Below are 13256 nucleotides of genomic sequence, written 5' to 3' on the forward strand. Positions count from 1 at the left end.
TGGATATTTATCGTAATTTGCTCCTAAACGATTAGACATAAAATTGATCTAAACGGCAATAGCCGGCACATTATTTTTATAGTACAACTAGTGCAAGCACATTGTATTTATATGGTTATGAAACGTTCTGTTCTCAGTCTGATGTATTTGATTCAAGGGATGCGTAAGGCTGGCATGCAGGTCGATCAGAAACTGCAAAACATTGGGCTGCGTGTAGATGCCTTTGATCCAAGCTCGGTGATCCATCCGAGTCTGGAACATGATGTGCTCAAGGTGGTGGGGCAGGAAATTCAGCCTGAACAGGGATTATTGATTGGCCAGCATTATGCCCTGGCAGGTTATGGTCCCTTACTCATGTTGCTGGTGACCAGTCCTACAGTACGCGATGCACTGAATCAGGTGATCCGTTTTCAGCATTTGACGCATTTGACCGGTCAGTTGGCCTTGCAGCAAAGCGAGCATCATAGCGCGCTATGTTATCGAGCAAAGCAGCAGGATGATCATTTGGGGATGCTGCTGGCACAGGCGGAGATTTCCGGAACGTTTAAGTTTATTCGGGAAATTTACAAATTGATGGGCTTATCTAAACCTGATTTGCGGATCGAGTTGCCATTTGCCTATCCAGAAGATCTGAATACCTTAAAGGTCTACCATGATTATTATGGAACACAGGTACAGTTTGATGCACCTCGGGCAGCATTCTGGTTTGATGAAGCAGTGTTGGATATTAAAATTCCCTCTGCGGATACGGTCACTTTTGCTGTCTATGAAGCCAAATGTCTGGCTGAAATGCAACGTTTGCAACAGGATGAGCAGACGCCGACTGTGGTGCAGCGTGTTCAGGATTATCTGGAAATCCAAAGTGGCCTAATGCCGAGTATGGCTGAAACGGCACAGGCGCTGAATATTCCGGAACGAACCTTGCGACATCAGTTACAGCAGTGTGATACGAGTTATAAGCAAATTCGCGAAGAAATTATTAAAGATAAGGCTTTGCGACTGATTGAATATAAACAGTATTCGATTGAGATGATTGCAGAATTATTAGGCTATTCTGAGCCGGCTGCTTTTAACCATGCCTTTAAACGCTGGTTTGGGCAAAGTCCTCGGCAATATATAAAATAGCCTAAGTTTGTTTATGCCAAAGTGTTATAGCGTGTTGATTAAACTCCGCTATAATTAAATTGATCCCAAATAGTACGAAATTCTATGTCCGATTTTAATTCACAGCACAGCACCGCTTTTAGTCCGATTTCTCCTGCAGAACGTTATGCGCAAGCGATCTCTTCAGGACAGTTTATGCCTGATGAAGCACAGGCAATGGCAGTACATGAACTGAATCGTGTCTGGCTGGAATTGATTCAGCGTTTTAAGGCATCGAAAAAAGCATTTCGCCGCTTTCGCCGTCAGACGTCTCCCAAAGGTGTCTATATGTGGGGCGGAGTAGGGCGTGGCAAAACCTGGCTCATGGATCAGTTTTACGATTCGATTCCGTTTCGCCGTAAAACCCGGATGCATTTTCACCATTTTATGCAGCATGTGCATCGTGAGTTAAACAAATTATCCGGACAGCGTAATCCGCTAGATATCGTGGCGGATCGGATTTATAAAGAAGCGGTCATCATCTGTTTTGATGAATTTTTTGTATCTAACGTGACGGATGCGATGATCCTGAGCGATCTTTTCCAGAAGCTGTTTGAACGCGGTATTACTTTGGTTGCCACCTCGAATATCGCACCGGACGGTTTATATAAAAACGGCATTCACCGTGACCGTTTTATGCCTACCATCGAACTGGTCAAGAAAAACTGTGTAGTATTAAATGTCGATGCAGGAGTCGATTACCGTCTACGGGTTCTAAAACAGGCACAACTGTTTAAATTCCCGTTAACACATGATCATAAAAACTGGATTGCACAACGTTTTAGCGCTTTGACTCAGACACAGACCTGTTCTGAAGAGCCGATTATTATCAACAACCGTATTGTTGAAACCGTGTCACATACTGAAGATGTATTGTGGTGCGAGTTTTCTGAGCTGTGTTTAAAACCACGAAGCCCGGCTGATTTTATTGAAATCGCCAATATTTATAATACGGTTTTGGTCAGCAATGTGCCGCACCTGACCGATTTCCTGAATGATGGAACACGCCGTTTTATTTATCTGGTGGATGAATTTTATGACCGCGGCGTCAAGTTGCTCTTAACCTCGGAAGATAATATCGTGGATATTTACCAGGGTGAGAAACTGGCCTTTGAAATTGAACGGACCCGTTCCCGTTTGCTGGAAATGCAGTCAGATGAATACCTGAATTCTGAACATCGCCAGATTGAGAAAATCGCCTCCGTGAACGGAGAGTAAGAATAAAAGCGCTGGTTATTTACTGGCGCTTTTTTTATAAAAATAGGTACTTAAATTATCGACAAGCCTGATCAAACATGGCTTAATCTTGATCTAAATATGATCGTGTATAACTAGAATGCATAATTTTTACTCGAAAATCTGAACTTAAGTCTAATTTCTACATTTCGAAAACTTTATACACTGTCATTAGGGTATTTAGCAGAATGATATCTATTTGTAACTGAGAAATATCAAATATGTTTATGAGGGTATTCATATTGGAAAAAATGCTCAGTATTTAGCAATGTGATAATACTATTCAGCTAGATTTTAATCGGTATACTAGAATCTCTTGTATAAAAAGTAGCAATATCAGGAAAGACAATGACTGCACGTATTCAAAAAGGCAAGTTAGCGATTGCTAAAGAACTTTACGATTTCATCGAAAATGAAGCACTACCAGGTTCTGGTTTAGACAGCGAAACATACTGGAAAAACTTTGAACAAGTCGTTGTTGATCTTAGCCCTAAAAATAAAGCACTTTTGGCTAAGCGTGATGACATTCAGGCGAAAATTGATGAATGGCACCGCAATAACACATTTGAATTACAAGCTTACAAAGCTTTCTTGACTGAAATTGGCTACTTGTTACCAGAAGTAGAAGATTTTCAAATCAGCACTGAAAATGTAGACGAAGAAATTGCAGTACTGGCAGGTCCACAGTTGGTGGTACCGGTACGTAATGCCCGTTACTGCTTGAACGCAGCAAACGCACGTTGGGGTTCTTTGTACGATGCGCTTTATGGTTTCGACGTCATCTCTGAAGAAGATGGTGCGGAAAAAGGCAAAGGCTATAACCCGAAACGTGGTGAAAAAGTTGTTGCATTTGCAAAGAATTTCCTCGACGAAACTTTTCCACTCGCACAAGGTTCGCACGCAGACGCAACTCAATACGCAGTTGAAGCTAATGCACTGGTTGTTACCCTAAAAGACGGTTCAAAAACAACTGTGGCAGATGCCGCTAAATTCGTTGGTTACAATGGCAAAGCTTCAGCACCGACTGAAATCGTACTTAAAAATAATGGCTTGCACGCAATCATCCAGATTGATGCCAATAGTCCGATTGGTCAAACTGACGCAGCAGGCGTAAAAGACGTCGTTCTTGAAGCGGCAGTTACGACCATTCAGGACTTGGAAGACTCGATTGCAGCTGTTGATGCTGAAGAGAAAGTAGAAGGCTACCGTAACTGGTTAGGCCTGATGAAAGGTACTTTAGAAGAGTCTATTGAGAAAAACGGTAAAACTGTTACCCGTAAACTGAATGAAGACCGTACTTTCAAAAATGTAGAAGGTGGTGAAACTAAAGTTCACGGCCGTTCATTGATGTTGCTGCGTAATGTTGGTCATTTAATGACAAACCCTGCGATTCTGGTAGATGGCGCAGAAATCTATGAAGGCATCATGGATGCATTGGTTACGCCATTGTTGTCTTTTGCAGACATCAAAGGTGAAAACACGATCAAGAACTCGCGTCAAGGTTCAATGTATATCGTTAAGCCGAAAATGCATGGTCCTGAAGAAGTGGCATTTGCCGTTGAATTGTTTGAACGTGCAGAACAGGCACTTGGCTTACCTGCAAAAACTTTAAAAATCGGGATTATGGATGAAGAACGCCGTACTTCTGTGAACTTGAAGAACTGTATTGCACAAGCCAAAGATCGTACGATCTTCATCAATACAGGTTTCATGGACCGTACCGGCGATGAAATCCATACCTTTATGGAAGCTGGTCCATTCGTTCGTAAAGGCGAAGTAAAAGGCCAAATCTGGTTCCCGGCTTATGAAAACCGTAACGTGATGATTGGTCTGCAAGCAGGTTTACGTGGTAAAGCACAAATCGGTAAAGGCATGTGGCCAAAGCCAGACATGCTGCTTGACATGTACAAAACCAAAACTGAACATCCTGAAGCGGGTGCGAGCTGTGCATGGGTTCCATCACCTACAGGTGCGGTGATTCACGCGATTCACTATCACCAGATTAATGTTGCAGACCGTCAGCAAGAATTATTATCGACTCAGCCTTTATCTCTAGATGATTTGTTGACACCACCATTGGCGAAAGACACTAACTGGTCTGAAGAAGAAAAAACCAAAGAACTCGAAAATAACTGTCAAGGTATTTTAGGTTATGTGGTTCGCTGGGTAGATTTGGGTGTAGGTTGTTCTAAAGTTCCAGACATCAATGATGTCGGTTTAATGGAAGACCGTGCGACTTTACGTATTTCTTCACAACATGTTGCGAACTGGTTGCGTCACGGTATCGTAAGTCGTGAACAGGTAGAAGAAGTCATGCAACGTATGGCGAAAATTGTGGATGAGCAAAATGCCAATGATCCACTGTATACACCAATGTCTGCTGACTTTGCCAACAATATTGCATTCCAGGCAGCATCTGACCTGATTTTTAAAGGTGGTGAGCAGCCATCAGGTTATACCGAGCCGCTTCTGCACGCAGCGCGTTTAAAGTTAAAAGGCTATACAGGTGACTAATCCTGTCTAGCTTAAAAAAGCCTCTTCGGAGGCTTTTTTATTGTCTAATGGTAAGCCGTCGTTGTTTTGACTAGAAATTTTCCAGTTGAACTCTTAAAGTGGGGCAAAGCATGTGAGGAAACAATAAAATGACAACGGTATATCAAAATTTAGACCAGCAGTTTATTCATGGTCAGTGGCAAGCTGGTACTTCAACCAGAATAATAAAAAATATTAATCCCTATACCCAGAGTGAAATTTTTAGTATGCCAGCTGCCAGTTCTGTCGATGTCGACAGTGCTTATACCGCAGCAGAGCAGGCTTTTCAGCAGGGTGTTTTGAATCCCACTGAAGTACGAAAAACAGTGCTGCAAAATGTGATGACAATTATTCAGCAGCGTCGGGACGAAATCATTGACTGGCTCATTATTGAATCAGGCAGTACGCGCATTAAAGCCGGCGTTGAGGTGGATGCTGCTCTGGGCATCATTCAGGAAAGTCTGGCTTTTCCAGACTGGATCCAAACAGAACAGCTGGAAAGTAAGGATCCGGCACGTAAAAGTATGGTTTTGCGCAAGCCCTTAGGCGTGATTGCTGTCATTAGTCCATGGAACTTTCCATTTCATTTATCCTTACGTTCAGTGGCAACTGCAATTGCCTGTGGTAATACCGTTGTGCTGAAGCCAGCCAGTGATACACCAGTGACTGGCGGCACCTTAATTGGTAAATTATTTGAAGAGGCAGGTTTGCCTGCAGGTGCACTGAATATTGTTGCCGGTGCTGGCAGTGAAATCGGGGATTATTTTGTTGAGCATTCAGTGCCGAAAATGATTTCATTTACCGGCTCCACCGAAGTGGGAAAAAGTGTTGGCAGTAAGGCTCTAGCCAGTTCGAGAATCAAACGTCTGGCACTTGAACTGGGTGGCAATGCACCTTTGGTCATTCTGGATGATGCCGATCTTGATCTTGCGGTTGAACTAACGCTGATGGGGCGTTTTATGCATCAGGGACAAATTTGCATGAGTACTAACCGGGTCATTGTCGATGCCTCTATCCATGATGCTTATGTAGATAAGCTCCTGGATCGGATCAAAATGATTCCGGTGGGTGATCCAAATCTGGAAGATACCGTGATCGGTCCGATCATTAATCAGAGTCAGGTTGAAAAGCATCAACAGATCATTCAAACAGGCAGCGAGCAGGGCGCACAACTGGTGTATGAAGGAGGAATTGAAGGGAATCTGGTCTATCCGCATATTTTTATTGATGTCGCGGAAGATTCCGATCTGGCGCAGCAAGAAAGCTTCGGTCCGATTTTACCTATCTTAAAAGCCCGGAATGAAGCACATGCTTTAAACCTGGCCAATGCGACCGAGTTTGGTTTATCCAGTGCAGTATGTACCTCAAACATCGAGCGAGGCAGCGCGTTTGCCGCACAACTGGATATCGGTATGACACATATTAATGGCATTAGTGTGGCAGACCAGTCAAATGCACCCTTTGGCGGCGAGAAAAATTCAGGATTGGGTCGTTTCAATGGTCGCTGGATTTTTGAAGAGTTTACCCGGACACATTGGTTGACGGTACCGAATTCATAACAGTCAACGCGCCTAAAACTATAGAAATACGACAGGCTTCGACTTGGCATCACGGTATAATGTTATGGTCGAATGATTTACATATATGAACCATGTGCGCCAATTTTAAGCCTTTAACCTTAGAGCAGTTGCATAACCTGGGATTGCCAGAAATTCCTTTTGAATATCCAGAGGAGGTCTATCCCAATTATGTTACACCGCTTTTATTTCATTCAGCTCAAGGACTGGAATGGCGTTCCGTGAATTTTGGACTCATTCCGAAATGGGCAGAAGACAAAACTATAGGTACCAAGACCTATAACGCCAGAAATGAAACTTTACTGCAAAAGCCAACCTTTGCTGAAGCCACTGTCAAATGTCATTTTGGCGTCATTCCGGTATCGGAATTTTATGAGTCCAAATATTTTGATAATAAACCGCAGCGTTGGGGTGTAAGACGTAAAGATGGTCAGGCGACTTTTATTGCAGCTGTGTATGAGATTGCTCAGGTACAAGGGGAAATTTTACGCTCTGCCAGTATGATTACCATGGATGCAATTGACCATCCCATGATGAAGGAGTTTCATGAGCCGGGTAATATCAAACGCTCGGTTATTGTGATTCCACAGCAGCGACTGCAAGAATGGCTAACGCTAAGGCATACGGATATTCGTAGCTTTGTAGAGGGCTTTCCGGTAGAAGAGTTTGAATGTTCACATGTACCAAAAGAAAAAATCAAAAAAGTCAGTCCACAACTGAACTTTTTTGATTTTTAGAAAGCTCTGGCGAATTATTTATTATTGTAAAGTATGCGCCAATTCGCCAGCGTCTATTTAAAATAAAAAGTAGGTCTTTAACGAGCTAAATTTTTGAAAATATGACGTAAACTTTCCATGGTTTTTTCAATTTGCAAAGGCGTCAGGCCTTCAAATGACTGTTCCAGTACGACATTGGTCAGATCATTGATCTTATGTGTCATTTGCATGCCTTTGTCAGTCAAAAATACTCGGGTAATCCGTGCGTCATCCTCACATGAATAGGTTTCAACCAGACCTTCGTCTTTTAAGCGGTAGACAATTTTAGTCGTGGTCGACATTTTAGAAACCACCATCTCTGACAAATCAGAAACACTGGCATGCGGTTTGGCTTTTAGTGCAAGAAGGATGCGGCGGCGGGAATTGTCAACACCATACTTTTTTAGTGCATGATCGACATTAACGACGTATTGAGCATGAACCTGGGTTACCCAATAATATGGAAAGTTTTCTAAATTAAATTCTTCCGTACACGGCAAAAATTTTGCATATTTCTTAGTCATGAAATGTTCCTTGTATTTATTTTTCTAGGGCCCGTTCATTTTATGAAAAAGTTTATGCATATTTCAACCTTTATTTTAAAAATGTTAAAGCGCTAACACTTTTTAGTTTTGCTTAACATCCCAAGGAGTTGATCAGTTCTGTAGGTGAGCCTTATCTGGCGCGAAGATTGTTCTTTAAAATCGGATGAAAGGCGATAATATTTTGTATAAATTTAATTCCTCATTATGTATTTCGTGAGTAGAAATGTTTTCCAAGACTTTTTATTGTTCTTAAGCAGCCTGTCTGAATAGGTTTTAATGCAAATAATTGTATTTCAATAAATTAATCGATTTAAGAAATATAGGGTGATTGAATGGTTTTAGTCAATATAGTAAATGATTATTTACAGCTATATTTTTAAGTGATTGTTCTTTCAATAAAAAAATAGTTTATGCTCTAATCTTTAAGTGACCTTAAAAATAATAGCCTAATCAAACTAAATTCTGTTTATTTTTAATTCAATTCGAATACATGATGTAGAAAAAATTAAAATTAATCAGTTTCAGCATCAATCAGTTGGCCATAAAAGTCTCAATAAAATCATGATCATGTAATTTTTTTGTAAATTAATACATTACAAAATACTCAGTTTATGCATAATGGAATAGTCTTAAGTTGCATAGGTTAAATTTTAATGGATCCCTCGCCGTGCGTTGATCTTCCATCTCTATTTCTAGCTTACTCGAACGGGGTCATTCTCTAATGGAATTTTTATTAGATCCCGGAATCTGGGTAGGTTTAATTACTCTTATTATTCTTGAAATCGTTTTAGGTATTGATAACCTAGTCTTCATTGCCATTCTGGCTGAAAAACTTCCTCCTGAACAACGCGATAAAGCACGTGTTATTGGTTTGTCTCTCGCATTATTCATGCGTCTAGGCCTGTTATTTGCCATTGCCTGGTTGGTCACTTTGACACAACCATTGATTACTGTGTTTGACTGGACCTTCTCCGGTCGGGACCTGATCTTGTTATTTGGTGGCTTGTTCCTGGTGTATAAGGCCGTTACTGAGCTGCATGAAAAGATTGAAGGTAAACCTGAAGTCACAGTGTCTACCAATGTGGTATATGCAAGTTTCACTGCTGTTGTTGCACAGATTGTTGTTTTAGATGCTGTTTTCTCTTTAGATTCAGTGATTACCGCCATTGGTATGGTCGACAATATTTATGTCATGATGGCTGCCATGATTGTCGCAATGGGCGTGATGCTACTGGCATCGAAACCATTGACCAACTTTGTGAATCGCCATCCAACCGTGGTGATTCTGTGTTTAAGCTTCCTACTTTTGATTGGTATCAGCTTGATTGCAGAAGGTTTTGGTTTCCATATTCCAAAAGGCTATATCTATTCAGGTATTGGTGTTGCGATCATAATCGAAGCATTCAACCAGTTCGGTCAGCGTAATGCTGCTAAACATGAATCCAAGATTCCTTTGCGTCATCGTACGGCTGACTCGATCCTGAAGTTAATGGGTGGCAAGCTAGAGACGACCGACAGTCAAAATAATCAGGCACAAGAAACCTTTGCAGATGAAGAACGCTATATGATTGGTGGGGTGCTTACCCTTGCAGAGCGTTCAGTCGCTTCGATCATGACGCCGCGCGGTCAGATTTCATGGGTTGATCTGGAAGATAGCCCAGAACAGATCCGTGAAAAAATTCTGTCTGTTCCACACAGTCTGTTCCCGGTATGTCGCGGTAGCCTAGATAAGGTCATTAGCGTAGTACGTGCCAAAGAATTATTGGATGTACTGGAAGAGCCGGAAGAATTAAAAGCACTGATTAAACGTCATCGCCCAATTTATATCTTTGAAAAGATGAAAGTTATTGACGCGATTAATACCTTGCGTACTTCTAAAGGTTCTTTGGTCTTGGTGAGTGACGAGTTTGGTAATGTACAGGGTCTGATTTCACCGCTAGATGTATTTGAAGCAATTGCTGGTGAATTCCCGGATGCAGACGAACAGCTAGATCTAGTTAAAATCGATGATACGCACTGGATTGCATCGGGCATGTTAGATCTTTATCAGCTTGAGCTTGAGCTTGGCATGATTGATCTGATTGATGAAGATGCCGGTTATATCAGTGTGGCGGGTTTGATTCTGGATAAAACCAACAGTACGGTTGAAGTGGGCACCGAGTTAAATTATCAAGGTGTGCAGTTCAAAGTCACTGAAATTGAAAGCAATCGTATCAAGTCGGTCAGCATTCATTACGTAGGTTAAACAGGTGTTTTAAACACGTTATTTGTTCAAATTCTAAAAGTCAGTTGCTTTAGTGGCAGCTGGCTTTTTTAATGCATGTCTGTTGAATGTGGCTCATTAAAATAATATGAGCCTTCGTTTAAACTGATTTTTATCAGTTTATTCATACTATTAGTCATGTTCCCGATTGAGCTGAATATCCGGATATTGCAGTGAGATTTTGAAGCCGAAAAAGTCAAGTCAGCAATCGAAAATAAGCATGATCAAGCATCAAATATTGATTCATGTAACCTGTTAATCAAAACTTAAAAGTCATATTTAAATACTGACAAAAAATTGAACTACAATTCACATGAACTAGGTTTGCATGATGCAAACAGATCTTAAGTAAAATGGAAACCGTTTGTGTGGAAATCACTAGATAAGTTGTATGAAGCCTACTCAGTTCAGAATAAAACTACTCAAAAATGATCTCCGAAAGAGCTAGGCAGAACATTTCTAAGGAGATCAATAGAGCAAATGAGCAGGATCAATCTAAAGAGGGGCATTTATCTATTCAGGAGAACAAACACCCATGAAGTGACCCGTAAACTAAATGGATTCTGGCAGAATTTTAAAGTTTGCGTATTTTCGGATTGTTTCAGTATTGAGTTGGTGGATTTCATCCAGAAAGGCGACATTAAAACAGCCTAACTGTTGTGCGCGTTCAAATGCCAATTGACCGGCAATTGCAAAATGTACATGCGCAGTCAATGCAGCAAGGGCTGGAGACGTTAATGCACTATAGGCAGCAATTAGTGCACCGAGCGCACATCCCATCGCCGTGATTCGGGGCTGTAAAGCAGAACCGCCTGACACCTGTATCACAGGATAGTCTTTCGAAATAATGTAATCGGATTCACCAGAGATCGCGATACATTCACAATGATCCAGCAAACTTTGCGCCTGTAAATAAACGTCCGCACTATCTACCGTGCTGTCGACACCTTTGGATTCGATTTGCTTACCGGCCAAAGCCCCAATTTCAGAAGCATTGCCTCGTAAAATCGTAGGTTGGGAATGCATCAACTGATCTACGATGCCAGAACGCCAGTGCAGCACTGTTCCATAACCGACCGGATCAAGCACCCAGGGTTTTTGCAATTGATGGGCAGTTTTCGCAGCAATCTGTATCGCCTGAACCTGCTCTGTCGTCGGTGTACCCAGATTCAGACTGATCGCTGCAGCAATCTTGGCAAAACTTTCAGCTTCAAACGGATTGTCGATCATAGCCGGAGATGCATGTGCAGCCAGTACAATATTGGCGACATAGTTACTGGCCACCGTATTGGTCATTATATGTACCAGGGGCTGCTGTTGCTGAAGTTTCAACCAGGCCTCACAGATCTGATCCAGAAGCGTTTGCTGTAGTGCTTGCGTAGAAGTCGTCATAATGGTTATTTAGAAGAAGAGAAAGATTCGTTGTATTCGGTCAGCGGGTAAAATAGTGGTCTTGATGCTTGCAGCTACGACAGAACAGGCTGACATAATCACTGGCATCATAATCCACCGACAGTTCCTGTGAGCCGCAGTGCATACAACGTTTTTGGGAATAAAATTTCAGGCGAGGTTCGATCTTATGCCACGAACGCCACACCGGCTGAAAGAAGATATTTTCATCATAGCCCAGAAAACGGTAAAACAAGATTTCGCTCATCTTGCTAAATGCCAGTTGAGGTGGTCGAGGCAAAGTAGAGGTTTCCCATTTTTCCGTCACGGAACGTTCGCGATACTGCTGTAAGGTTTTTTTCAGCAGATTGGTATTAATAAAGTTTTCATTGCGAGGCTTAAGGGCTTTTTGTTTATACAGATATTCAAGTCCTGTTTGTACCAGATAATAAATCTGGCCCACAGCAAGTACATCCAAAAGTCGATAGCAAAAGGTCTGAAAGCTCTGATTTCCGGCAATCTGCACATTCCAGCTACGGCAATAGAATTGGGCAAACTGAATAATTTCTTCATACAGCAGGCAATAGAGTGCATCTTTGACTTCATCTGCACTTTTAAAGGGCACACCTTGGCTCAGGTTTTGATAAAACCAATTGCGCAGCTGCTGGGTAATGCTGAACAGGGTCGGTTCAGAATAGCCATCCAGTCGCACATTTATATAATAATGCTGATTTTCCTGCTGGAGATCTTTGGGAATCAGAACCTGATCCCTGATTAGGATTTTTACCAGACCATGTTGGAACAGATAATTGGGACTGATGGAATAATATCGAATTTGATGCCAGTCAATATATTCACGGTGCTGACTATATTCCTGCACCTGTTCATCCAGAACCGAAAGTAAAAACAGCTTATTGATAAAACTGAGCTGATTCAGCTCAAGAACCGGCCGATCCTGCTTTTTATGATATTGACGGTTTTCCTGTAAACGGACTTCCTTGAGCATGCGTTTACGCTGCGCCAGACATTGTTCGCAATAACAATTGTGCTTTTGATCGGAATACAGCTGATGCTGGCAATGGCTGCATTCATGATAGCTCAGCTCCTGATCATATTGTTCTGCCTCAATCCAATACATCGATGCCTTACACAATGGGCAGTGAGTACTTTCATCAAGCTGTTTTTGCAGAACACTGAATACCATGGTCGCGAGCAACTCTAGAATGGAAGGGCATTTGATTATACACGGCTGATGAGATGCAAACGTAGTGGACTGGTGCAATTTTTCTAAATCAAAATTAGTCACCCAAACAGGAGAAGAGCTACCGAAGTAGCTCTGATTTTAAAAACATGAAATGACGTTTTTTAAACCGGGCAGGGTAATGTGTCGTCCTCCTCGCCGCGGTGTTTGGCATGAATTAAGGCCTGAACCTTTTTAGAGAGCACTTTTTTGGCACCGAGTGCATCGTAGGTGTTGAGAATGGCAGTCACTTCATGGGCCTGAAGCGGAATGCCTTCACAGCTCATCAACAGGGCAATCACTTTATGGTCAATATTGGCCTGATCCAGGGTCTGCAAAGTTTTGATATTTTCGATCCGTACAACATGCTGTTTTAAATACATGGCTCACCTCATCATCGTTATCATTATTCTTTCATTGGAAGTGTGGAAAAACACAGTTTAACTGTAGCAAGAAGTGTGCTCATTTTTTAATCTGCATTTATGCGGTATTCTGCAAATAAAATTATATATTTTTAAATCAGTTATTTATAAAAATGTAAGAAATTATGATGCTGGTTATTTTTATGGCACAGAT

The 13256-nt window shown here is 41.7% G+C and carries 10 protein-coding genes; 6 read left to right on the forward strand and 4 right to left on the reverse strand.

Annotation, left to right across the window (positions count from 1 at the left end):
* Nucleotides 1-117: 117 nt before the first annotated feature.
* From NI455_RS01045 to NI455_RS01065, 5 genes are all read left to right on the forward strand, one after another.
* Nucleotides 118-1125 carry a helix-turn-helix domain-containing protein gene (locus tag NI455_RS01045; protein WP_253112002.1) on the forward strand — a complete coding sequence of 336 codons (1008 nt, stop codon included), beginning with the start codon at nt 118-120 and terminating at the stop codon, nt 1123-1125.
* Nucleotides 1126-1209: 84 nt separating this feature from the next.
* A complete protein-coding gene (gene zapE / locus NI455_RS01050) occupies nt 1210-2361 on the forward strand; it encodes a cell division protein ZapE (protein WP_005252217.1) in 1152 nt (383 codons plus the stop codon).
* A gap of 366 nt (nt 2362-2727) precedes the next feature.
* Nucleotides 2728-4893, forward strand: coding sequence for a malate synthase G (locus NI455_RS01055; RefSeq protein WP_253112003.1), 2166 nt, complete (start codon nt 2728-2730; stop codon nt 4891-4893).
* Between the two features lie 128 nt (nt 4894-5021).
* Nucleotides 5022-6470 carry an aldehyde dehydrogenase family protein gene (locus tag NI455_RS01060; RefSeq protein ID WP_253112004.1) on the forward strand — a complete coding sequence of 483 codons (1449 nt, stop codon included), beginning with the start codon at nt 5022-5024 and terminating at the stop codon, nt 6468-6470.
* A gap of 92 nt (nt 6471-6562) precedes the next feature.
* Complete coding sequence (locus NI455_RS01065) at nt 6563-7225, forward strand: SOS response-associated peptidase family protein (RefSeq protein ID WP_253112005.1); 663 nt, start codon at nt 6563-6565, stop codon at nt 7223-7225.
* A gap of 77 nt (nt 7226-7302) precedes the next feature.
* Here NI455_RS01065 and NI455_RS01070 read toward each other — a convergent pair whose 3' ends face one another.
* Entirely contained in the window at nt 7303-7767 is a 465-nt protein-coding gene (locus tag NI455_RS01070) for a MarR family winged helix-turn-helix transcriptional regulator (RefSeq protein ID WP_004278843.1), read from the reverse strand.
* 742 nt (nt 7768-8509) lie between these two features.
* Between NI455_RS01070 and NI455_RS01075 the strand changes: the two genes are divergently transcribed.
* A complete protein-coding gene (locus tag NI455_RS01075) occupies nt 8510-10033 on the forward strand; it encodes a TerC family protein (RefSeq protein ID WP_005247303.1) in 1524 nt (507 codons plus the stop codon).
* Nucleotides 10034-10603: 570 nt separating this feature from the next.
* On the opposite strand, the gene thiM is transcribed toward NI455_RS01075, so the two are convergent.
* The 3 genes from thiM to NI455_RS01090 form a co-directional block, all read right to left on the reverse strand.
* Nucleotides 10604-11443, reverse strand: coding sequence for a hydroxyethylthiazole kinase (thiM, locus tag NI455_RS01080; protein WP_253112006.1), 840 nt, complete (start codon nt 11441-11443; stop codon nt 10604-10606).
* A 40-nt stretch (nt 11444-11483) separates the two neighbouring features.
* Nucleotides 11484-12644 carry a hypothetical protein gene (locus tag NI455_RS01085; RefSeq protein WP_004278840.1) on the reverse strand — a complete coding sequence of 387 codons (1161 nt, stop codon included), beginning with the start codon at nt 12642-12644 and terminating at the stop codon, nt 11484-11486.
* 161 nt (nt 12645-12805) lie between these two features.
* The gene (locus NI455_RS01090) at nt 12806-13063 is read right to left on the reverse strand and encodes a hypothetical protein (RefSeq protein ID WP_253112008.1); all 258 of its coding nucleotides are present in this window, start codon (nt 13061-13063) and stop codon (nt 12806-12808) included.
* Between the last annotated feature and the right edge of the window lie 193 nt (nt 13064-13256).

The sequence above is a fragment of the Acinetobacter lwoffii genome (assembly GCF_024129435.1).
GTDB classification, from domain to species: Bacteria; Pseudomonadota; Gammaproteobacteria; order Pseudomonadales; family Moraxellaceae; genus Acinetobacter; species Acinetobacter lwoffii_F.